This is a genomic window from Streptomyces sp. NPDC059255, assembly GCF_042752355.1.
In the GTDB taxonomy this organism is placed as follows: Bacteria; Actinomycetota; Actinomycetes; order Streptomycetales; family Streptomycetaceae; genus Streptomyces.
Map to the genome: position 1 here is coordinate 50,219 of NZ_JBHYZP010000008.1, position 24,582 is coordinate 74,800.

The 24,582-nt window shown below is 76.2% G+C and carries 4 protein-coding genes and 1 pseudogene; all 5 read left to right on the top strand.

Annotated features, from left to right (window positions below):
• Positions 1–7: 7 nt before the first annotated feature.
• Positions 8–4,711 carry a condensation domain-containing protein gene (locus ACFXKG_RS13115; RefSeq protein ID WP_384836676.1) on the top strand — a complete coding sequence of 1,568 codons (4,704 nt, stop codon included), beginning with the start codon at positions 8–10 and terminating at the stop codon, positions 4,709–4,711.
• Positions 4,708–5,577: a 3-hydroxyacyl-CoA dehydrogenase family protein gene (locus ACFXKG_RS13120; protein ID WP_384836679.1), complete on the top strand. Its 870-nt coding sequence runs from the start codon at positions 4,708–4,710 to the stop codon at positions 5,575–5,577. The genes ACFXKG_RS13115 and ACFXKG_RS13120 overlap by 4 nt, the downstream gene beginning before the upstream one ends.
• Positions 5,564–13,696: an amino acid adenylation domain-containing protein gene (locus ACFXKG_RS13125; RefSeq protein WP_384836682.1), complete on the top strand. Its 8,133-nt coding sequence runs from the start codon at positions 5,564–5,566 to the stop codon at positions 13,694–13,696. Before ACFXKG_RS13120 ends, ACFXKG_RS13125 begins: the two co-directional genes overlap by 14 nt.
• Before the next feature lie 3 nt (positions 13,697–13,699).
• Positions 13,700–23,038 (top strand): annotated as a pseudogene (locus ACFXKG_RS13130) (amino acid adenylation domain-containing protein); the annotation flags it as partial.
• 169 nt (positions 23,039–23,207) lie between these two features.
• Positions 23,208–24,551 (top strand): condensation domain-containing protein, encoded by a 1,344-nt coding sequence (locus tag ACFXKG_RS13135; protein ID WP_384837029.1) that lies wholly within the window; start codon positions 23,208–23,210, stop codon positions 24,549–24,551.
• Positions 24,552–24,582 lie beyond the last annotated feature (31 nt).

Here is a 24,582-nt window from a genome sequence, read left to right on the forward strand (position 1 = left end):
AGCCGGGATGACCGTGCTGCGTACGGGGGCGGACCGCGAGGACATCGCGATCGTCGGCATCGGCCTGCGGGTCCCCGGGGCGTCGGGCCTGGAGGAGTTCCGGGCCCAACTCGCCGCGGGGCGCGACTCCGTCGGCCCGATGCCGCCCGAGCGTGCCGAGGCCACCGGTCTGGACCCGGCCGTACGCCGGCTCCCCATGGGGCACATCGAGGACATCCACACGTTCGACCACGCCTTCCACCGCCTCTCCCGGCGGGAGGCCACGCTGATCGACCCGCAGCACCGGATGGCGCTGACCCTCGCCCACCGGGCGATCGACGACGCCGGGTACTCGGCGGCGGGGCTGCGCGGCAGCGAGACCGCCGTGGTGTTCAGCGCCGCGTGGTCCGGCTACCAGGCCCTGACCGGCGAGGAGGGGGCGCTCGGCACCCTCGGCAACGTGCCGTTCGGGCTCCCCGCCCGGATCGCGCACACGCTCGGCCTCGCCGGGCCGTGCCACGCGGTCGACACCGGCTGCAACGGCTCGCTGATCGCCGTGCACCACGCGTGCCGCGAACTCGCCTCCGGTGACGCCGAGTATGCCCTCGCGGGCGGTGTAAGCCTGCGGGTGGAGGGGCTCCCCGCCGCCGAGGCGGCCGGCTTCAGCGAACTGGTGTCGTCGAGCGGCCGGTGCCGGGCCTTCGACGCGGACGCCGACGGAACCGTCTCCGGTGAGGGAGGAGCCGTACTCCTGCTCACCACACTGCGCCGGGCCCAGGCGGAAGGGGCCCCGGTCCATGCCGTGATCCGGGGCAGTGCCACGCTCCACAACGGGCCCACCGCCGCCACCATCAGCGCGCCGAGCGCGGCGGCCCAGCGGCGTGTCATCGCGAAGGCGTGGGCCGCCGCGGGCGCCGATCCCGTACGGGCCGGCTACCTGGAGGCCCACGGTTCGGGGACGCGGCTCGGCGACGCCGTCGAACTGGAGGCGATCGCCGAGGCGTTCGCCGGCCGCGGGGAACCGCTGCCGATCGGCTCGGTGAAGACGAACATCGGCCACCTCGACCACGCCGCCGGGATCGCCGGACTGGTCAAGGCCGTGCTCAGCGTGGGCCACGGCGAGCTGTACCCCTCCCTCCACTTCGAACGGCCCACCGGTGGCCTCGATCTCGCCGCGGCCGGGATCGACGTGGTCACCAAGGCGCGCTCCTGGCCCGTCGAGGACGGCGGGCCCCGGCTCGCCGGGGTGAGTTCGTTCAGCCTCGGCGGTGTCAACGCGCACTGTGTGGTGGCCGAGCCGCCCGCGCCGCCCCGACGCGCCGTGCGGCGGGCGCCCGCCGGTGAGCCCCGGCTCGTCGGGGTGTCGGCCCGCGGCCCCGAGGCCCTGGCCCTGCTCTGCGGCGACCTGGCGCGGGCGCTGCGGGACGGCGAACCGGACCTGGACGACGTGGTGTTCACGCTCGGCCAGGGCCGTACGCACCACGCGTACCGCACCACGGTCACCGCCCGGAGCACCGCGGAGCTGGCCGGGCGGCTCGCCGACCGGGCGGACCGGCTGCGGGCCGGTGACCACCGCCCGTACGACGGCGGCAGACCGCCGGCCGTCGCCCTGCTGCTCTCGCCGGACGCGCTGCCCCCGGACATGCCGGAGGGGGAGCCGCCGTCCGGCATCCCCGCGACCGGGCGGACCGGGCGGGTCCTCGCCGCGCAGCTCGCCGTGTTCCACGCGCTCCGGGACCGCGGCGTCGTGTTCGACGCCGTGCTCGGTGCCGGAGCGTCACGGTTCGCGGCCCGGCAGGCCCTCGGTCTGCTCCCCGCCCGCGTCGGGCCCGCCGAGTTCGACGCCGCGCGGGCCGCTCCGGTCGACGCCGAGGAACTGGTCCGCGCGGCCGGGGCCCTGCTCGCCGGCGGACCGGTGCTCTTCCTCGAACCCAGCCCGGACGGGGCGCTCGGCCGGCTGCTCACCGAGCGGCTGGCCGGGCGGGAGGGGGCGCTGGTACGGGTCGCCCACCGGTTCACGGACGCCGTACGGGCGCTGTACGAGCACGGGGTCGACGTGGACTGGGCAGCGGTGCAGCCGGCTCCCCCCGGCGCCCGGCGGGTGCGGCTGCCCGGCCACCCGATGCTCGGTACACCGTGCTGGCCCGCCCCCGTACGGTCCGCCTCCGTACGGTCCGGCCCCGTACAGTCCGCTCCGGTACGGCATGCTCCGACGGCGGCGACCGCCTCCGGCCCGTCGCTCCCCGCGCCCGCCGGGGCAGCGGAGGCCGGGGACGGGGTCGGCTGGCTGCGGGAGACGCTGCGGGACCTGCTGCACGCGGAGGAGCCGATCGGCCCCGAGGACGACTTCTCCGCGCTCGGCCTCAACTCCCTCATCGCCCTCCAGCTGGTCGACCGTATCCAGGCCCGGTACGGCGTACGCCCCAAGCTGATCGACGTCTACGAGCGCCCCCGGGCGGCCGATCTCGCCCGGCTGCTCGCCCCGGCCCCCACGGCGCCCGGCGTACTGCCGCCCGTGGTCCGCGCGGACGCGGCCGTGCTCTCCTTCGGCCAGGAACGGATGTGGTTCCACCACCAGCTGGACCCCGGTACCACCCTTTACAACCTGCCGATGGTCAGCCAGGTCCGCGGTCCGCTCGACGTGGCCGCGCTGCGCGGCACCTGGGAGGACCTGGCGGAGCGTCACGAGGTGCTCCGCTCCAACTTCGTCGAGCTGGACGACGGTCCGGCGCTGCGGATCCGGCCGGCGCTCGGGGACTTCTTCCGCTTCGCCGACGTCTCGGACGCGCCCGACCCGGTGGGCGCCGCGCGGGAGCTGGTGGGCGAGGCCGCGCGGGTCCGGTTCGACCTGGAGCGCGATCCCCTGTTGCGGGTCCTCGTCGTCCGGCTCGGCCGGGACGAGCACGTCGTCCAGGTCACGGTCCACCACGCGGTCAACGACGGCCACTCCCCCAAGGTCTTCCAGCGCGAACTCCCGGTCCTCTACGCCGCGCGCCAGGAGGGACGCCCGGCGGAGCTCGACCCGCCGCTGGTGCGCTACCGGGACTACGCCCGCTGGCAGCGCGACCTCGTGGCAGGCTCGACGCTCGACCACGAACTCGCCTACTGGACCGAGCGGTTGCGCGACGCCCCGGTGCTCGCGCTGCCCACCGACCACCCCAGGCCGCCGCGGAAGACCTTCGTCGGCGACCTGCGCCCCTTCACCGTCCCTGCGCCGGTGGTGCGGGCGCTCCGGGAGCTGGCCCGCCGCGAGTCCGTGACCCTCTTCGTCGTCCTGCTCACCGGGCTGTACCTGCTGCTCGGCCGGTACAGCGGGCAGCGCGACCTCGTGGTCGGCACGCCCACGACCGGCCGCAACCGGCCCGAGCTCGAAGGGCTCATCGGCTTCTTCAACAGCACGGTGGCGCTGCGCGCCGACCTCTCGGGCGGACCGAGCCTGCGCGAACTGCTGCGCCGGGTACGGTCGGTGGTGCTCGGCGCCCTGGAGAACCAGGAGATCCCCTTCAACCTGGTGGTGAACGCCCTCGGCGTCGAGAAGGACCTGAGCCGCACCCCGTTGTTCGACGTGTTCTACGTGCATCAGCAACTGCCGCCGATCCAGCCGATCGGCGCCGCCGTCGGCGACTTCTTCGACCAGCGCGACACCGTGATCAACCGGTTCGGCGGCATGCCGGCCGGGACCGCCAAGTTCGACCTGACCCTGGTCACCACCGACCGGGAGGGCGAGGAGGACATGGCCGCCTGCCTGGAGTTCAGCACCGAGCTGTTCACCGAGGAGACCGCCGGGGAGCTGACCGCCGCCTACCTCGGCATCCTCGACGACCTCGCCGGGGTGACCGACACCGGCCGTCCCGTCCCCGGTCCGGGGGACGGGGGGACACCCCGGCCGGAGCCGTACGCGCCCTCCGGCCCGGGCCCCCTGCCGGAGGTCCGTGTCCCGGCCGACCGGCCGCGCCCCTCCCGGCCGGTGGACGCGTCCGCCTCGGCCACGGCGGTGGCCGGACGTCCGGTGCCCGCCGGCCAGGAGCCGGACGGTGTCCTGCTCGCCGCCTGGCTGACCCTGCTCGCCTGGTACACCGGCCAGGACGAGGTGGCCGTCCTGGTTCACACCCCGCGCGGGCCGGCCGCGGTGCGCGCCGACCTGTCCGACGAGCCCTGTCTCACGGAGCTGACGGCCAGGCTGGCCCGTACGCCGTACGAGCCCCTCGCGCCCGGGGCCGTACCGCCTCCGGTGCGGTACGCCGGGAACGGCACCGGGGCGGACCGGAGCGGGGCCGAACTCAGCCTGTCCTGGTCCGGATCCGGATCCGAGGCCGGGTCCGGATCCGAGGCCGGGTCCGGGGCCGATTCCGGTTCCGGGGCCGAGGCCGGGTCCGGGGCCGAGGCCGGGTCCGGGGCCGATTCCGGTTCCGGGGCCGAGGCCGGGTCCGGGGCCGATTCCGGTTCCGGGGCCGAGGCCGGGTCCGGGGCCGATTCCGGTTCCGGGGCCGATTCCGGTTCCGGGGCCGATTCCGGTTCCGGCGCGACCGGGTCGGCGCTCACCGTCCACTACGCGCCGGAACTCTTCGACGGGAGCACCGCGGCGGCCGTCGCCGCCGACCTGGCGCGCCTGCTGGCCGCGCTGGTGGACCGCCCCGGGGTGCCCGTGCACGAGGTGGCGCTCGACGCCATCGCCGGCTCCCAGGACGACCGGTCCGACGACCCCGACAACCCGGCGGAGGCACCACGATGACCAGGAACACCCAGGACAGTGCGGCGGAGCCCACCGGACCGGTCGGCGTCGTCGGCGCCGGGACCATGGGCGTGGGCGTCTGCCACAGCCTGATCCGGGCCGGCTGTGACGTCGTGGTCGTCGAGCCGGACCGCCGCGCCGCCGACACGGCCCGTGACCGGCTGGCCGAGTCCCTCCGGCTGGCCAGGCTGCTCGGCCGGGGGCCGGCCGGGGAGACCGGCCGGGTGCGCTGGGCGACGGCGGCCGGCGAACTGGACGGCACCGGGTTCGTCGTCGAGTGCGCCCCGGAGCACCTCGGCCTCAAGGAGCGGCTGTTCACGGAGCTCGACCGGGTCTGTCCGCCGGACGCGGTGCTCGCGTCCTGCACCTCCGCCATTCCCGTCGCGCTGCTCGCCGCCCGGACCGGACGCCCCGAACGCGTCCTCGGACTCCACTTCATGAACCCCGTGCCGCTGAAGGACACCGTCGAGGTGGTCCGCGCGGAGTCGACCTCCCCGGAGACCATGGACCGGGCGCTGGCCCTGCTGGCCCGCCTCGGCAAGCAGGGTGTCGTGGTGGCGGACGGACCCGGCTTCGTCCTGAACCGGGTGCTGATGATGTGCGTCGCCGAGGCTGCGGCTCTCGTCGACGAGGGGTCCGTGGACGCCGCGACCGTCGACGCGGTGTTCGAGAAGTGTCTCGGCCACCCGATGGGACCGCTGCGCACGGCCGACCTGATCGGCCTGGACAACGTACTGGACACCCTGGCCGTCCTCGGGGAGCAGACCGGCGACGACAGATACCGGCCGCCCTCCTCGTTCACGGCGCTCGTCGCGGCCGGGCACCTCGGCCGGAAGACCGGAAGGGGCTTCCATGTCTACGCCTGAACCGGCCCGCCACGGCGCGCCCGGGGCCGCCTCCGGGGGCGCCGTACCGTACACCGCGCAGTACGTCCGGCTGAGCGGACCGGTGCGGGAGTCCGCGCTGCTCGCCGCGGTGACGGACGCCGGAGCCGGGTGCGAGCTGGTCGACGCCGCCGGCGCGGCCGACCCGGACGCCTTCGCCGAGGCGCGGATCGAGCGGGAACTCGGCTCCCCGCACGACGGGGACCGCGCGCCGGACACCGTCCATCTCGTCTTCCGGCTGGCGGCCGAACGGTACGGATGGTTCCAGCTGCGCCGTGGGCCGTCCGCCGGTGAGGAGGCGATGGACGCGGTGCTGCGCCGGGCCGCCGACGGCTACGGCGCGCGGTGCGCCGCCCCGGGCGGCGGCGTCCCGGTCTCCGATGCCCCGGCGACCGGCGGCCGCGCGGGCCGGAGTCGCCGCGGGGACGCGCCCGGTGGCGGGGCCGGTGGCGCGCCCGCGGAGGTGGCCCGCTTCGACGCGTCCGCGCGGGCCCGGGTCACGGCCGGCCCGGCGCTGGCCGCGACCGCGCGCCGCGGCGGCGGCGGTCAGGCGGCCGTGCTGGTCGCCGCGCTCGCCGTCTACGCCTACCGCAGAACCGGGTCGGACGACGTGGTGGTCGGCTGCCGGAGCGCCGGTACGACCGTTCCGGTCCGGCTGGTCCTGACGCCGCGCCGGACCTTCGCCGAGGTGGTCGCGGCGGCGGGCGCCCAGCTGCGCCGCGCCCGGCGGGGCGGCGTACGCGCCGGATCCGGCGGTCCGGCGCCGGGCCCCGTGGAGCCGGGTACCGAGGCGGGCCCGGAGCTGGTGTGCGAGCTGGTGGATCACCGCCGTTCCGTCGCGTTCGGGCCCTGTGCGGCCACGGTGGTGTCGGTCTGGGCCCCTGCGGGCGGCCTCGACGTGCGGGCGGACGCCGGGGCCGACGGCGCGTGGGTGATCGAGGTCCGGGCCGGCGGGGCGGGCGACCACCAGCGCCGGTTCGCGGCCCTCTTCGAGCGGATGGCCCGCGAACCCGGCCTGCCCGTCGCCCGGATCGACCTCGCGGACGAGGCGGAACTCAGGCGTCTGCGCGAGGAGTTCAACGACACGGCGCAGCCGGTACGGGAGGGCACCGTACCCGGCGCGTTCCTGGCGCAGGCCCGCCGGGCCCCCGGCGCGGTGGCGGTCCGCCACCCGGGAAGCGAGCTGACCTACGCCGAACTCGACGAGCGGGCCGACCGGTTGTCCCGGCTGCTGGCCGAGCGGGGCGCGGCGCCGGAGCGGGTGATCGCCGTCATGATGCCCCGGACGCCGGAGATGGTGGTCGCCGTCCTGGCCGTGCTGAAGTCCGGCGCCGCCTACCTGCCGATCGACCCCGACCACCCGGACGGCCGGATCCGCTACCTCCTCGACGACGCGCGCCCGGCGGCCGTGCTCACCACCTCCGCGCTGCTGGACCGGCTCCCCGGGACGCTCTCCGTACCCCTGGTGGTGGTGGACGGCACGGCGGACGGCGCCGGACCCGCGGCCCGCTCCGGCGGCGTACCGGCCCCTGTGGAGCCGCGGCCGGGGAACGCCGCCTATGTCATCTACACCTCGGGTTCCACCGGGCGGCCGAAGGGCGTGGTGGTCACCCACAGGAACGTGGTGAACTTCGCCGCCTGGTCGGTGGCCGCGCTGGGCGCCGAGGCGTTCGAGCGGGTGCTCGGCTCCACCTCGCTGAGCTTCGACATGTCGGTGTTCGAGATCCTGGTGCCGCTGATGACCGGTGGCAGCGTCGACCTGGTGCCGAACCTGCTGTCGCTGGTCGACACCCCCGACTGGAGCGGCACGCTCGTCAATACGGTGCCCACGGTCTACCGGCGGGTGCGGGAGGCGGAGTGGGTGGCCGAGCGGGCGGCCACCTACGTCTTCTGCGGCGAGCCGCTCCCCGCCGAACTGGTCCGGGAGGTGCACCGGCACGCCCCGGACGCCCGGGTGTTCAACATCTACGGCCCGACCGAGGTCACCGTCTACGCGACCGCCTGGCAGTGTGATCCGCGCTCCCCCGACGACCCGCCGGTCGGCCGCCCGGTGGCCAACGTGCGCTGTCACGTCCTGGACTCGGCGCTGCGCCCGGTGCCGCCCGGCGACGTGGGCGAGCTGTATCTCGCCGGGGAGTACCTGGCCCGCGGCTACGCCCACCGCGCCGGGCTGACCGCGCAGCGGTTCCTCGCCGACCCGTTCTCCGCCGAGCCCGGCGGGCGGATGTACCGGACGGGTGACCTCGCGCGCTGGTCCCCCGAGGGGCTCCTGGAGTTCGCCGGCCGGGCCGACCACCAGGTCAAGGTGCGCGGCCACCGGGTCGAACTCGGTGAGGTCGAGGCCACCCTGCTGCGGCAGCCGGGAGTCGCCCGGGCCGTCGTGGTCGCCACCGGCGACGGTGCGGGCGACCGCCGGCTCACCGCCTTCGTCGTACCGGGGGACGGCGGTTGTGTCCCGGACGCGCTCGAAGGGGCGCTGCGGTCCGAACTGCCCGAGCCGCTGGTGCCGTCCGGGATCCGGCTGCTGGACGCGCTGCCGCTGAACCCCAACGGCAAGGCCGACCGGCTCGCGCTGGCCGCCCTGGCCGCCGCGGCGGAGCCGGCGCCCCTGCCCGAGCGGGCCGCCGAGGGCCCGGTCGAGGTGCTGTGCGCGGTGTTCGCCGCGGTCGTGGGCCGCGCCGAGGTGGGCCCGGACGAGAGTTTCTTCGCGGTGGGCGGCGACAGCATCGCCTCCATCAGGCTGGTGCGCCGGGCCCGCCGGGCCGGTCTGGTCGTCTCCCTCCAGGACGTGTTCGAGCGGGGCACGCCCCGTCTCCTCGCCGAGGTGGCCGTGGAGTTGGCTTCGGTCCCGGAGCCGCCGGCCGGGTCCGGGGAGCGGGCGCTGGTGGAGCTGGACGCGGAGGAGCGCGCCTGGCTGGCCGCGGCCTGTTCGGGGGTGGAGGAGGTGCTGCCGCTCTCCCCCGTCCAGGAGGGGCTGCTCTTCCACAGCCACCACGACCAGCGTGACCAGGACGTCTACGTCATGCAGGCGGCCCTGGACTTCGCCGGCCCGTTCGATCCGGACGCCCTGCGGCGCGCCGCCGCGCTGCTCTGCGGCCGGCACAGCGGGCTCAGGGCGGGCTTCCTCCGGCTGCCCTCCGGGCGGGCCGTGCAGGTGGTCCGCGCCGACGCGGAACCTCCCCTCACCGTGGTCGATCTGACCGGTGTTCCGGAGGAGCGGCAGGAGGCGGAGGCCGAGCGGCTGACCGCGGAGGACCGCACCGCACCGCTGGACCCGGGCCGGCCGCCGCTGCTCCGGCTGACCCTGATCCGCCGGGCGGGGCGGCGGTTCCGGCTGCTGATCACCACGCACCACATCCTGCTCGACGGCTGGTCGGTGCAGATCGTCGCCCGTGAGCTGTTCCAGCTGTACGCCCGTCCGGAAGCGTCGCACGCCCTCGGTGAGGCGCCGCGTCACCGCGATGTCCTGGCCTGGCTCGCGGAGCGGGATCAGGAGGAGTCCGTACGGGCGTGGCGCCGGGCGCTGGAGCCCGTCCGGCCGACCCTGCTCGCCCCCGCGGGGCTGCGCCGCAGCTCCGCCTGGCCCGCGCGGATCCAGCACGAGCTGGACGCGGAGCGGGTGGCCGGGCTGACCGGGCTGGCGGGCCGGCTCGGTGTCACGGTCAACACGCTGTTCCAGGTCTGCTGGGGGCTGCTGCTGGCGCAGTGGACGGGCCGGAGCGACGCGGTGTTCGGGGTGGCCGTGTCCGGCCGCTCGCCGGAGGTGGCCCGTGTCGAGTCGGTCGTCGGCTTCCTGGTCAACACCATCCCGATGCGGGTCACCGTGTCCCCGGCCGAGTCACCGGCCGAGCTGGTGCGCCGGGTGCAGGACGAGCAGGCGCGGCTGCTGCCGCACCATCACCTCGGTCTCACCCGGATCCAGCACGCCGTCGGCGTGGACGCGCTCTTCGACACCGCCATGGTGTTCGAGAACTTCCCGGTCGACCGGGATCCGTGGGCGGACGTCCCCGAGCTGTCGTTCCTCGCCGCGCGCAACGAGACCGCGGGGCACTACCCGCTGACCCTGATGGCCGTACCGCGGTCGTCCGGCGGGATGCTGCTGAACCTGCTGCACCGTGCGGACGTCTTCGACCGCGCGACGGCGGAGCGCTTCCTCTCCCGGGCGCTCCGGCTGCTGGACCTGCTGGTCGAGGCGCCCGGGACGCCGCTGTCCCGGGTGGATCTGCTCGACGACGCGGAGCGGGCGGCGCTCGCCTCGTACGGCAGCGGCAGCAGTAGCGACAGCGGCGGCCGCCACGAGGTGACGCCGCGTACGATCGCCGCGCTCTTCGCCGCGCAAGCGGCGGCGACCCCCGGCGCGACGGCCGTCCGGAGCGCCGGGGGCGAGGGCGCGGATCTCACGTACGCCGAGCTGTCCGCCGGGGCGAACCGGGTGGCCAGGGAGCTGATCGCCCGTGGCGTCGGTCCCGAGGCGGCGGTGGCGCTGGTGCTGCCCCGTTCGGCGCGGACGGTGACGGCGCTGTTCGGGGTGGTCGCGGCGGGCGCCGCGGTGATGCTCGTCGACCCGGACCATCCCGAGGAGCGGCTGCGGCTCGTCCTGGGGGACGTCCGGCCCGCCGTCGTGGTCACCGACCGGGCCCACGCCGTCCGTCCGGAGCTGGGCGAGGACCTTCTCGTGCTCGACGACCCGGACACCGCCCGGCGGATCGCCGGGCGCGACGACGGGCCCGTGACCGACGCGGAGCGGACCCGCCCGCTGCTGCCCTCGCACGCCGCGTACATCATCCACACCTCGGGCTCGACCGGGCGGCCCAAGGGCGTTCTCGTCCAGCACACCGGGGTGGCGGGGGTGCTGAGCACCACCGTCGTACGGTCCCGGCTCGGCCCGGGCGCCCGGGTCCTCCAGTTCGCCGCGCCCGCCTTCGACGCCGCGCTGCTGGAGATGTTCGAGGCGCTGTGCAGCGGTTCGACGCTGGTCGTCGCCGCCCCGGACCGGCTGATGCCGGGCCGTGGGCTCGAACGCCTCGCCCACGAGGAGCGGATCACCGCGCTCACCCTGCCGCCGTCCGCGCTGGCCGTGCTCGATCCCGGCGCGGGACTGCCCGAGGGCTGTGTGATCCGGGTGGCGGGCGAGGCGCTGCCCGCCGAGCTGGTGGCCCGCTGGGCCGCCCGCCATCCGCTGATCAACGCGTACGGGCCGACCGAGGCCACGGTCTGCGCGACCGTCAGCGACGAGCTGACCGGCACCAGGACCACCATCGGCCGGCCCGTCGCCCCCACCCGGATCCATCTGCTGGACGCGGCGCTGCGCCCGGTGCCGCCCGGTCTGGAGGGCGAGGTCTACCTGTCGGGCCCCGCCGTGGCCCGCGGGTACATCGGGCAGCCGGCGCGCACCGCCGAGCGCTTCGTGGCCGACCCGTTCGGCGCGCCGGGCCGGCGCATGTACCGCACCGGCGATCTCGCCCGGTGGAACTCCGGCGGTGAGCTGGAGTTCACCGGCCGCGCCGACCGCCAGATCAAGATCCGCGGGTTCCGGATCGAGCCCGGCGAGGTGGAGTCGGCGCTGCTGGCGCACGGGTCCGTGGCGCAGGCCGCGGTGCGCGCGTGGACGGGCGGCACCGGCGGGGCCCGGCTCGTCGCCTATGTCGTGCCCGAGGTGTCCGCCGGGCTCGGCACGGTCGCGGAGGAGGATGTGCTCGCCGAGTGGGCGGCGGTGCACGACCGGGTCTACGACATCGAGGCCGGGGCGTACCGGAAGAGCCCGGACAGCGCCCCGTTCGGCGACTCCTTCGCCGGGTGGAACAGTTCGTACGACGGTTCGCCGCTGCCCCGCGAGGCGCTGCGGGAGTGGCGGGACGCCGTGGTCGCGCGCGTCCGGGAGTCGGCTCCGCGCCGGGTGCTGGAGATCGGCGCGGGCACCGGGGCGGTCCTCGCCGAGCTGGCCCCGCACTGCGTGAGCTACCACGCGACCGACCTCTCCGCCGTCGCGGTCGAGACCCTGCGCGGGCAGGTGGCGCGGGTGCCCGCGCTGCGGGACAGGGTCACGTTCTCCCACCGGGCGGCCGACGACTTCTCGGGGCTGCCGGAAGGCCACTTCGACGCCGTGGTCCTCAACTCCGTGGTGCAGTACTTCCCTTCGCGCGCGTATCTGGAGCGGGTGCTGACCGGCGCGCTGCGTCTCCTGGCGCCGGGCGGGGCCGTCTTCGTCGGCGATGTCAGGGACACCAGGAGCCGCCCCGTGCTGTTCACGGCGGCCGGGGTCGGGGCGGCGGGCGCGCTGACGACGGTGGCCCGGGCGCGGCTCGCCGCAGGGCGGAAGCTGCTGCTGGACAAGGAGCTGGCGGTGGCGCCGGGGTTCTTCGGTGCTTTCGGGGACGCGGCCGATGTCCGGGTGAAGTCCGGCCGCCACGACAACGAGCTGACCCGCTACCGCTACGACGTGACGCTGTACAAGGCGCCGCTGCCCGGTGTCTCGGCGGCCGGGGCCACCCGGCTCGCCTGGGGCGCCGACGTGGGCGGGACGGCGGAGCTGGCCGCGCTGCTCTCCTCGGCCGGCGGGGTGCTGCCGCTGCGGGTCACGGGCATCCCCGACGCCCGGCCCGCCGCGGACCTCGCCGTGGTGCGGGCGCTCGACGCCGCCGCGCCGGGAACCACGATCGGCGCGCTGGACCTACGGGTCTCCGGGGATCCCGGCGTCCGGCCGGACGAACTGGAGGAGCTGGGGCGGGGGCTGGGCTACCGGGTGCTCGCCGCGCCGGGCGCCGCACCCGGCCGCTTCGACGCCGTGCTGCTCCCCGCGCCGTGCGACGGGGTGGTCCGGGACGTGTACGCCGGCGCCGGGGACCCGACGGACGGCGCCGTGCACGAACCGGCCACGGCGGGCGTGGCGGCGGCGCTCCCGGCGGAGCTGGCGCGGAGCCTGCGCGCCGTGCTGCCCGCCCATCAGGTGCCCGCCGCGGTCGTCGTCCTGCCGGAACTGCCGCTCACCCGCAGCGGCAAGACCGACCACGGCGCGCTGCCGGACCCGGAGGCCGCCGCGGGGCCGGCGGGGCGGGCGCCGCGGACCGTCCAGGAGAAGCATCTGTGCGAGCTGTTCGCCGAGACGCTGGGCCTGCCGGCCGTCGGCATCGACGACAACTTCTTCGATCTGGGCGGTCACTCGCTGCTCGCCGCCCGGCTGGCCCGGCGGATCGAGGCGACCTGGGGCACCGACGTCGACACCGCGACGCTGTTCGTCGCGCCGACGGTGGCGGCGCTCGCCGAGCGGCTGGGCGCCGACGACCAGCGGTTCGCGTTCGACGTGGTGCTGCCGCTGCGGCGGACCGGGGAGCGCCCCGCGCTGTTCTGTGTGCACCCGGCCGGCGGGGTCGGCTGGATGTACTCGGTGCTGATGCGACGGCTGGGCGCGGACCAGCCGGTCTACGCGCTCCAGGGCCGCGGTCTCGGCGGCGACGAGCCGCTCCCCGATGATGTCTCGGCAATGGCCGACGACTACCTGGAGCAGATCAGGACGATCCAGCCGAAGGGGCCGTACCACCTGCTCGGCTGGTCGTTCGGCGGGGTGGTGGCCCACGCGATGGCGACCCGGCTGCAGGCGGCGGGCGAACAGGTCGGTCTGCTGGCGCTCATCGACGCCTATGTGATGGCCGACCACCCGGCGCCGCCGTCGGAGGAGGAGCTGGGCGGGGCCCGCATGATGTACGCCGCGCTCCTGTCGTTCGCCGGGATCCGATCGGCCGTGCCGCGCCTCGACGAGCTGGACACCGCGCGGTTCCTGGAGATCGTCCGGGAGACCGACAGCCTGCTGTCCGGTTTCACCGAGCGGCATCTGATCGGCATGGGGAACGTGTACAGCAACAACCTGAAGCTGGGGCGGGTCTTCCGGCCCGATGTCTTCCGGGGCGATGTCCTCTTCTTCGAGAAGCGGGCGGACGACACGTCGGTCCCCATGACCGTCGACTCGTGGCAGCCGTACGTGACGGACGGCCGGATCCGTGTCGTCCCCGGCGAGTTCCGCCATGCCGACATGGGCAGCCCCGAATCGCTGTTCGAGGTGGGCCGAGTGCTGGCCGGTGAACTCGGCCTGCTGAAGGGGGAGTAGAGCGTGCCGAGCCAAGCGGGACGGAACCTGTCGGCGGCGCAGTCGGGCCTGTGGTTCGGGCAGGAGCTGGATCCGGAGGGGCTGCGCTACGTCGTCGGGCAGTACGTCCACATCCACGGCCCGGTGGACGCGGAACGGTTCGAGCGGGCGCTGCGCCTCGTCGTCGCGGGGAGCGAGACGATGCGCGTACGGTTCGCCGGGACCCCGGACGGGCCGCGCCAGTTCGTGGAGCCGGACCCGGTCTGGGCGCTGCGCCGCGTCGACGTGTCGGGGGCGGAGCGGCCGGCGGAGGCGGCGGAGCGGTTCGTCGCGGCGCAGTACGAGCGGCCGTTCGACCTCACGGTGGCTCCGCTGTTCGAGCACGCACTGGTAAAGGTGTCCGAGAGCGATTACCTGTGGTGCGTGCGCTTCCACCACCTGCTGTGCGACGGCGCCGGGCTCGCGACGTTCCTCCGCCGGGTGGCGGGGGCGTACACCGCGCTCTGCGCCGGACTCCCCGTCGACGACGGGGTCTTCGACCGGGTGGAGACCCTGCTCGCCGAGGACGCCCGCTACCGGGCCTCGGCGCGGTTCGCCGACGATGCCGCGTTCTGGGCGGAGCGGCTCGCGGGCCTGGACGACGCCCCGGTCCTGGCGCAGGGCCCGGTGCCGCCGGGCGCCTCGGGCCATCTCCGGCGCTCCGCGCGGCTGGCGCCGGAGCGGTGGGCGCGGCTGCGGGAGCGGGCCGCCGCGTGGGACGTACGGTGGCCCGCCCTGGTCTGCGCGACCACCGCCCTGCTGCTGCACGCGGACAGCGGGCGACGGGATGTCGTCCTCGGCCTCTCGGTGCCGGGCCGGGCCGGCCGGGCGGCGCGCGACGCGCTCGGCACCGCCTCCAACGTGGTGCCGGTCCGGCTGACGGTGGATCCGGCGCGCCCGGTGGCGGAGCTGGCGCGGGCCACGGGGGTGGAGATCACGGCCGTGCTCCGGCACCAGCGCTACCGCATGGAGGACATCCTCCGCGACGCCGGCGCGCTCGACGGCGGCCGCCGGATCACCGGTCCGACGGTCAACCTGATGTCCATGGACACCGGCCTGGAGTTCGCCGGATGCCGGGCGACGGTGCACGAGGGCTCACCCGGGCGGACCGACGGGCTGGCCGTGGGCGTCTACGACAACGGGGAGCCGGCGCTCCGGGTCGACATCGACGCCTCCGCGGCCCGCCACACCGAGCAGGACGTCGTGGCCCACCGGGACCGGCTGCTCGCGGCGCTGGCCGCCGTCGCCGACGCGCCGGACACCCTGCCGGCCGGCCGGCTCGGGGCGCCCGGCCTGCCCGTCGCTCCCGCCCTTCCCTCCCCCGGCGCGGAGCGGCCGGCCCACACCCTCGTCGACCTGTTCGAGCGGCAGGCCGGTGTCCGGGGCGACGCGACGGCCGTCGTCCACGACGGGGCGTCCCTGAGCTACCGGCAGCTCGCGGAGCGGTCGGACGAGGTGGCCCGCAGGATCGCGGGGCGCGGAGTGCTCCCCGGCCGGTTCGTGGCCATCGCGCTGCCCCGCTCGCTCGACCTGGTCGTGGCGGTGCTCGGCGTCCTCAAGGCCGGTGCGGCCTACGTACCGCTGAACCCCGTGTACCCCGCCGAGCGGCTGCGCGCGACCCTCGCCGACGCGGCGCCCGCGCTGCTGATCACCCGTGGCGGGGGCGCCTCCCCGCACCCGGACGTGCCGGTCCTGCGGCTGGACGAGCCGTCCGGCGCCGGCGAGAAGCGACGGCCCGCCCGGCGCCCGCGTCCCGGTGACGCCGCCTACACCATCTTCACCTCGGGCTCCACCGGGCGGCCCAAGGGTGTCGTCGTCACCCACGCCAACGTCGTACGGCTGCTGACCTCGACGGAGGAGGCGTTCCGGTTCTCCGCCGACGACGTGTGGACCCTCTTCCACTCCACCGCCTTCGACTTCTCCGTCTGGGAACTGTGGGGCGCCCTGCTGTACGGGGGCCGCCTCGTCGTGGTCGGCGAGGACACCGCCAGATCCCCGGACGACTTCCTCGACCTCCTCGTCGCGGAGGGGGTGACGGTGCTCAACCAGACGCCCTCGGCGTTCACCCAGCTCGTCGAGGCCGATGCGCGGCGCCCGTCGGCGGGTGCCCGGCTCGCGCTGCGGTACGTCGTCTTCGGCGGCGAGGCGCTGGAGCCGTGGCGGCTGGTCGACTGGTACGCCCGGCACGCCGACACCGCGCCCCGGCTGGTCAACATGTACGGGATCACCGAGACGACGGTCCATGTCACCGTACGGCGCCTCGGTGCCGACGCCGCCGCGGCGGGGGCGGGCAGCCTCGTCGGAACGCCCCTGCCCGACCTGCGCGTCCAGGTGCTCGACGCCGCGCTGCGGCCCGTACCGCCGGGTCTTCCGGGTGAGATGTACGTGTCGGGCCCCGGGGTGGCCCGCGGCTACCACGGCCTGCCCGGCCTGACGGCGCGGCGGTTCGTCGCCGACCCGTCGGGCGCGCCCGGCGAGCGGATGTACCGCACCGGCGACCTGGCGCGCCTGCGCGCGGACGGCGGGCTCGAATACCTGGGCCGGGCCGACCGGCAGGTCAAGATCCGCGGGTTCCGGATCGAGCCCGGAGAGGTCGAGGCCGCGCTGAGCGGGCTGCCCGGCGTCACGGCCGCGACCGTACTGGTGACGGAGGACCGGCCGGGCGACCGGCGTCTCGTCGGCTACGTGGTGGCCGACGGCGTCGCCCCGGCGGCGGACGCGCGGGGGCTCCGCGACGCCGTGGCGGCGGTGCTTCCCGCCCATCTGGTGCCCTCCGCCGTGCATGTGGTGGACGCCTTCCCGCTCACCCCCAACGGGAAGCTGGACGTGCGGCGGCTGCGCGCCGGGCGGCCGGATCCGGCGGGGCGGGCCGCCGGGGCGCCGGGGCCGGTGGACGGGCCCGCCGCGACTGTGTACCGGCTGTTCGCGGAGGTCCTGGGCGGCGGGGGATTCACCGCCGACGACAGCTTCTTCGCGCTCGGCGGGGACTCGCTGCTGGCCAACCGGCTCGCGCGGCTGATCTCCGCCGGGACGGGCGCGGCCGTCTCGGTGCGTGACGTGTTCGCGCGGCAGACCGTCGCGGGCCTGGCCGCTCTGATCAGCAGCTCCGAAGACAGCCCGGCCGGCGGTCCGCACGACGGCCCGGCAGGGGCGGCCCGCGGGCCGGTCGCCGGGCCCCGCCCGGCGCGTGTCCCCGCGTCGTACGCCCAGCGCCGGCTGTGGTTCCTGCACCGGCTGGAGGGCCGGGCCGCCACCTATCTCATCCCGCTGGCCGTCCGGCTGGACGGTCCCCTGGACCCGGCGGCGCTGCGCGCCGCCTTCGGCGACGTCCAGGACCGGCACGAGAGCCTGCGCACGGTCTTCCCCGACACCGCGGAGGAACCCTGCCAGGCGGTGCTGAAGCGGCCGGATCCGCCGTTCACGGTGCGCGCCGTGCCCGCTGCCGCGCTCGACGCGGCGGTACGTGCCGAGGCCACCCACGGGTTCGATCTCACGACCGAACTCCCCTGGCGGGTCACGCTGTTCCGCACCGGGCCCGAGGAGCACACGCTGCTGGTCGTGCTGCACCACGTCGCGGCCGACGAGCACTCGCTGCGCCCTCTCGCCCGGGATCTGTCCGCCGCCTACGCGGCCAGAACCCGGGGCGGCGCCCCGGCCTGGCCCCCGCTCGCCGTCCAGTACGCCGACTACGCGCTGTGGGAACGGCGGCTGCTCGGCGACGCCGGCCGGCCCGGGAGCGGACTCGCGACCGGACTGGCCCACTGGCGGCACGTGCTGGCCGGCCTGCCCGACGCCCTCCGGCTGCCCACGGATCACGATCCGGCGCCCGCCCCCGCGCACCGGGGCGACGCCGTCGGCCTCGTGTGGGAACCCGCGCTGGGCCGCCGCGTGGCGGAGCTGGCGGCCGAGCGCGGCGCGACCCCGTTCATGGTGCTGCACGCCGCGGTCGCCTGTCTGCTGAGCCGGCTCGGCGCGGGCACCGACATCCCCGTCGGGACCGTGGTGGCCGGCCGCGACGCCGCCGGCCTCGACGACCTCGTCGGGTTCTTCGCCGAGACGGTGGTCCTGCGCACCGATCTCTCCGGCTCCCCCGGCTTCGCCGAGGTGATCGACCGGGCGCGCCACACCGATCTCACGGCCTTCGCCCACCCGGTGCCGTTCGACCGGGTCGTCGACGCCGTGGGTCCGCCCCGGGTGCTCGGCCGCCACCCGCTGTTCCAGGTCATGGTCACGCTCCACTCCGGGGCACCGACCGTGCCGGAGCTTCCCGGGCTGCGCTGCGCGCCGCTCGTCCTCGGCCGGTCGATGGCCAAGTTCGGGCTGCTCTTCGAGTTCACGGAGAACGCGGCCGGCGGTTTCGACGTCGTGCTGGAGTACGACGCCGAGGCGTTCGAGCGGCGGACCGCCGAACTCCTCCTGCGTGCGCTGGAGCGGCTGGCCGCGGCCGTCGTGGCGGACCCGGAGCGGCCGTACGACGCGGTGACCGTCCTCTCCCCGGAGGAGCGGGACGCCCTGCGCCCGGCGGAGCCCGCCCAGCCCGCGCCGGACGGGAGTGGGCCGGGCGCTTCCGCCCGGCCCGCTTCCTCAGGGCCCTCTCCCGCCCGGCCCGATTCCTCCGGGCCCGCTTCCTCCGGGCCTGATTCGTCCGGGCCTGATTCCTCGCGACCCGCTTCCGCCAGGCCCACTCCCGCCGCGCTCTCCTCCGAGGCGCCCGCCGCCGAGCTGCTCGTCTCCCTGTTCGGCTCCTTCCTCGGTGTCGAAGGCGTCGGCCCCGACGACGAGTTCTTCCGGCTCGGCGGGGACTCCATCCTCGCCATCCGCCTGGTCAACCGGGCCCGCGCGGCCGGTGTGCTGATCACCCCCCGGGACGTCTTCGAGTGGGGGACCCCGCGGGCGCTGGCGCGGGCCGCCGGGAAGGCCGTGGCGCCCGCCGGGCCCGGGCCCGGCGAGGAGGCGGTCGGCGCGTTCCCCCGTACGCCGGTCATGCACTGGCTCGCAGGTGCCGGCGCGCCCGGCGACTCGTTCGCCCAGTCGGTGCTCTGCCGGGTACCTCCCGACGCCACCGCGGCCACCCTGGTCACGGCGCTGCAATCCCTGCTGGACCATCACGACACCCTGCGTCTGATCGCGCCCGGCGCCCCGGGCTCCGCGGGTCCGATCACGATCCGGCCCGCCGGGGCGGTCCGTGCCGAGGCGTGCCTGACCCGGGTGCCGACCGACGAGCCGCGGGCCGAGGTGGAGCGGCAGCGGGAGCGGGCCCGGCGCCGGCTGTCGGCCCGCGAGGGTGTCGTACTGCACGCCGTCTGGCTGGACGACGGCGAAGCGGGTCGGCGGGCGTCCGGCGAGGACGGCGGCGGTCTGCTGCTGATGGTGGTTCACCATCTGGCGGTCGACGCGGTGTCCTGGCGTGTCCTCCTGCCCGACCTGGCGACGGCCCACGCCGCCGCCGTCGCCGGACGTCCCGCCGAACTGCCGCCCGTGCCCACCCCGTTCCGCGCCTGGGCCCGCAGGCTCGCCGAAGCGGTCCCGTCGCCGGAAGAAGCCGAACAGTGGGCCGGGATCCTCGAGCGCGCCCCTCAGGGCCACCGGCTCGCGGACACCTCGGGGTGCACCGTCGGCGCCACCGGCACCGTGCGCTTCTCCCTCGACGCGGACGCCACCCGGGCCCTGCTCACCGAGGTCCCCCACCGCTTCCACGCCCAGGTCCCGGAGATCCTGCTGACCGCCCTCTCCCTGGCGGTGCACCGCTGGTCCGGCGATCGGGGCGGCGGGCCCGTCCTCGTCGACGTCGAGGGCCACGGCCGCGATCCCGGCCTGGCGGAGGTGGCCGGTCTCGACGTGTCGCGCACCGTCGGCTGGTTCACCGTCGTCCACCCGGCGCTGCTCGACGTCCGCGCCGATGACTGGGACGGCCTGACGGCCCGGGGCGCGGGCCTGGGCGACGCGGTGCGGCGGATGAAGGAGCGGCTGCGCGCCGTACCGCACCAGGGCATCGGGTACGGCCTGCTGCGCCACGGCGCCGACCCCGCGCTCCGGGCCCGGCCGGCCGGCGCCCCGCCGATCGGCTTCAACTACCTGGGCCGCTTCGACACGGAGGACGGCCCCGGCGACGGCGCCTTCGAGCCGCTGCCGGGATCGCTGCGCGGCGAGGCCGACCCGGCGCTGCCGGTCGCCCACGCCCTGGAGACCGAGGCCTTCGTGGAGCCCGGTGACGACGGGCCCCGGTTCCGTTTCGCGTGCACCTGGGCCGAGGGAGTCCTCGACCGCTCCGGGGCCGAGGCGCTCGCCCGTTCCTGGCGCGCGGCGCTCCAAGCGTTCGCCGAGCACCACGCGGACACCGACGGGGGCGGGCACACCCCGTCCGACTTCCCGCTGGTGTCCGTCTCCCAGGCGCGCCTCGACCGTTTCGAGGCCGAGCTGGGGCCCCTCGCGGACCTCCTGCCCACCGCGCCGCTCCAGTCGGCGCTGCTGTTCCACGCGCTGACCGCGCCGGAGGACGGCACCGCCCACCACGACCCGTACGTCGTCCAGCTCGTCCTCGATCTGGAAGGGCCGGCGGGGGACGTCGATCCCGGGCGGCTGCGGGCGGCGGCCGGGTCCCTGCTCCGCCGGCACCCCCATCTCGGCGGTGCCTTCCGGGCCGGCGAGGCGGCGGAACCGCTCTGCGTGATCCCCCAGCGGGTCACCCCGCCCTGGCGGACCCTGGACCCTGAGTCCGGGCCGCTCTGCGCCGAAGCGCTCCGTGAGCACCTGGCGGAGGACCGCAAGCCGTTCTCCCCGGACCGGCCGCCGCTGCTGCGCTTCACCCTGGCCCGGACCGGGGCCCGGCGCTGGTCCCTGGCCTTCACCCATCACCACGCCCTGCTCGACGGCTGGTCGGTGCCGATCCTGCTCCGGGAGCTGTTCGCGCTGTACCACGGCACCGAGTTGCCGCCCACGGTCCCGTACCGGCGCCATCTGGCGTGGCTGGCGGCCCAGGACGCCGACCGGGCACGGGAGGTCTGGCGCCGTGAACTGGCCGGTGCCGAGCCGACCCGGGTGGGCGACGGGGACCGGAACGCCGGGCCGGAGCCGTCGACGCCGTACACCTTCACCCTGCCGGAGGAGACGACCGCGGCGCTGACGGCGACGGCGGCGCGCCACGGACTCACCGTCAACACCCTGGTGGAGACGGCGTGGGCGCTGGTGCTCGGCCACCTCACCGGCCGGGACGACGTGGTCTTCGGTGTGACGGTCGCCGGCCGGCCCGCCGGACTCGACGGGGCCGAGGAGATGGTCGGCCTGCTGATCAACACCGTGCCCGTCCGGGTACGGCTCCCCGCCGCCCTTCCCCTCCCCGATCTCGCGGCCTCCGTCCAGGCCGCCCGGGTCCGGCTGCTCGGCCACGAGCACCTCGGTCCGGCCGCCGTCGAGGAGGCGGCAGGTTCCGGCGGCCTCTTCGACACACTGCTCGTCTTCGAGAACTACCCGCTGGAGTCGGAGGAGTTCGGCGATCCCGGACAGGGGCTGCGGGTCACCGTGGCGGAGGTCCACGACTCCACGCACTACCCCCTCGCCCTCGCGGTGCTGCCCCGTGCCGGCCGGCTCGACTTCCGCTGCTACCTCCAGCCGGGAGGCGCGGCCCGGTTCGGCGGCGCCGAGGACATCCGGCGGCTCGTCACCGAGGCGTGCCGGGCGCTCGCCGGGCCCGGCGCCCCGCGCGTCGGCGACATCGGCCTCCTCGGCCCCGAGGACCGGGAGCGGCTGCCCGCCCGGGGGCGCGGCCCGGACCGCCCGGTGCCGTACGGCTCGCTTCCGGAGGCGTTCGAGGCGGTCGTCCGTGCCGGTCCCGGCCGGCCCGCGCTCTGGTCGGCCGGCCGGACGACCGGCTACGGAGAGCTCAACTCCCGCGCCAACCGGCTCGCCCACCACCTCCTGGGCCGCGGCGTGCGCCCCGGCACCCCGGTCGGCGTGCGCCTGGAGCGGTCCGCCGAGGTCGCGGTCGTCTTCCTCGCCCTCGCCAAGCTGGGCGCGGTCTGCGTTCCGCTGCGGGAGGACCTGCCGCCCGCGGCGGCCGGCGACCTGCTCACCCGGGCCGGCGCGGAACTGGTCCTGGACGGCCCCGGTGTCGCGGCGGCGGAGGCGGCCGGCGGGCCCGCGACCGACCCCGGGCTGCGGATCCCGCCGGACGCGCCCGCCTGTCTGATGTTCACCTCGGGCTCGACCGGGGTCCCCAAGGGGGTCGCGGTCACCCACGGCAACATCCTGGCGCGCGTCCACGACCGTGCCTTCCTCGGTGACGGGCACGCGCGGGTGCTCTTCCACTCCTCGCACAGCTGGGACCCCGTGGTCCACGAGCTGTGGATGCCGCTGCTGACCGGCCGTCAGGCCGTGATCGCTCCCCCGGGCGACCTGGACCTCGACGACTACGCCGCCGTCGTCGCCGCGGGCCGGGTCACCGCGGCCTGGTTCACCGCCGGTCTGTTCGCGCTGATCAGCGAGGAGACCCCGGGCGTCCTCGCCGGACTGCGCGAGGTGTCCACCGGCGGTGACGTCGTCGCGCCCGCCGCCGTCCGCCGTGCCCGGCGGGCGGCCCCCGGCCTCCGGATCGTCAACTACTACGGTCCCGTCGAGACGACCACCTTCGCCCTCGGCCATCCAATCCCTGAGGGCCCTCTCGGCGACGAGCCGCTGCCCATCGGCAGGCCCATCGACAACACGTCCGTCGCGCTGCTGGACACGGCGCTCCGGCCGGTGCCGACCGGAGCGCCCGGCGAGATCTATCTCACCGGGGCCGGGCTCACGGCCGGGTACCACCGCGCGCCCGTGCTCACCGCGGAACGGTTCGTCGCCGACCCGTTCGGCGCGCCCGGCGCGCGCCTGTACCGCACCGGCGATCTCGGGCGCTGGGACGCCGAGGGTCGGCTGCACTTCCTGGGCCGGGCCGACCGGCAGTTGAAGGTCAACGGGTTCCGCGTCGAGCCCGGGACGGTCGAGGCGGCGCTGTGCCGCGAACCCGAGGTCGCCGCCGCGGCCGTGACCGCCCACGCCGCGGGGACCGGCAGGACGCTCACCGCGTACGTCGTCCCCCGTACCCCCGTCGACCCCGCGGCGCTGCGCGACCGGCTCACCGCGGTGCTCCCCGGCTATCTCGTCCCCGCGACGGTCGTCACGGTCGGCGCCCTGCCCCTGACCGCCCACGGCAAGGTCGACACGGCCGCCCTGCCCGCGCCCGGCGCGGGGGGCACGCGCGGTCCGCGCACCCCGCGTCAGGAGGTCATCGCCGCACTGTTCGCCGAGACGCTCGGTACCGGGCCCGTCGCCGCCGACGACGACTTCTTCGCGCTCGGCGGCAACTCGCTCGCCGCGATGCGGCTCGTGGGCCGTCTCCGTACCGGACTGGGGGGTACGGGTCGGCGTGCGGGACCTCTTCGACGCGCCGACGGTCTCCGCGCTGGAGCGGCGGCTCGCCGGCACTCCGGACGCCCCCGCCACGGGGGCCGCGTTCCCGGCGGTGCCGCCGCCGGGCCCCCGCCCGGACCAGGCGCCGCTCTCCCCCGCGCAGGAACGGCTGTGGACCATCCACTACCTCGCGGACCACCGGCCCGACTACCTCACCACCACGGCCCTCGACCTGCGGGGGACACTCGACACCGCCGCGTTGCGGGCGGCCGTCGGCGATGTCGTCGACCGCCACGAGGTCCTGCGGACCGTCTACCCGTACACGGAAGGGGGCCCGGTCCAGCGGATCCTGCCGCCCGGGTCCGCGGAGCTGGACCTGAAGGGCGCCGATGTGCCGGCCGCCGGGCTCGACGAGGCGGTCGAGGCCGAACTCGGCACCGGATTCGACCTCCTGCGCCGGCCGCCGTTCCGCGTGCGGCTCTTCCGCGTCACCGACGGCCGGTACCTGCTGCTCCTGGTCATGCATCACATCGCGGTGGACGGCGAGTCGCTCTCCCCTCTCCTGCGGGACCTCGCGACCGCCTACGGCAGCAGGCTCCGGGGCGCGCCCCCCGCCTGGGCCGCGCCCGCCCCGCAGTACGCCGACTACGCCCGGTGGCTGCGCGACCGGGCGGGCGACGAGGCCGACCCGGGCAGTACCGCCGCCTCCGGGGCGCGGTACTGGCGCGCGGCCGTCGCCGGGCTCCCGGACGAGCTGCCGCTGCCCCGGGACCGGCCCCGCTCCAGGGCGGCCGGCAAGGGCGCGGCCACGCTCGCGTTCTCCGTGGACGCCGCGGCCCACGAGCGGATCCACCGGGTCGCGCGGGAGTGCGCCGCCACCCCCTACACGGTGTGGCACGCCGCCCTGGCCGCCGCGCTCACCCGCCTCGGCGCGGGTACGGACATTCCGGTCGGCGTGGCCGTCAGCGGCCGGGGCACGGAGGCCCTCGACGACCTGGTGGGCTGCGCCGTGCACACCGTGGTGCTGCGCACCGCGACCTCCGGGCGGCCGACGGGCCGCGAGCTGATCGGGCGGGTCCGGGACGGTCTGCTGGCCGCGCACGACCACAAGGAGTATCCCTTCGACCGGCTCGTCGAGTTGGTCAACCCGGAGCGCTCCGCCGCACGGCACCCGCTCTTCCAGGTCGCCGTCACCCATACCGCGCTCCGCGGCGACGAGGCGCCCCGCCTCCCGGGGCTGACCGCCCGGCCGCGCCCCGTACCCGTACCGCACACCGAGTTCGACCTGCTGTTCCACCTCACGGAGGAGCCCGGCCTCGGCGGTGTCACCGGCACGCTCGCCTACGCCACCGCGCTCTTCGACCGGGCCACCGCGGAGGACATCAGCACCGAGATCCTCCGGATGCTGCAAGCCCTGACCACGGATCCCGACGGCGTCCCACCGGGCCCGGCCTGAGGCGGCGGCGTCCGGTACGTGCCGACCGCGC

Bases quoted from the DNA above. Each gene is read 5' to 3' on its own strand.
- ACFXKG_RS13115 (WP_384836676.1), top strand. From the start codon at position 8: ATGACCGTGCTGCGTACGGGGGCGGACCGCGAGGACATCGCGATCGTC.
- ACFXKG_RS13125 (WP_384836682.1), top strand. From the start codon at position 5,564: ATGTCTACGCCTGAACCGGCCCGCCACGGCGCGCCCGGGGCCGCCTCC.
- ACFXKG_RS13120 (WP_384836679.1), top strand. From the start codon at position 4,708: ATGACCAGGAACACCCAGGACAGTGCGGCGGAGCCCACCGGACCGGTC.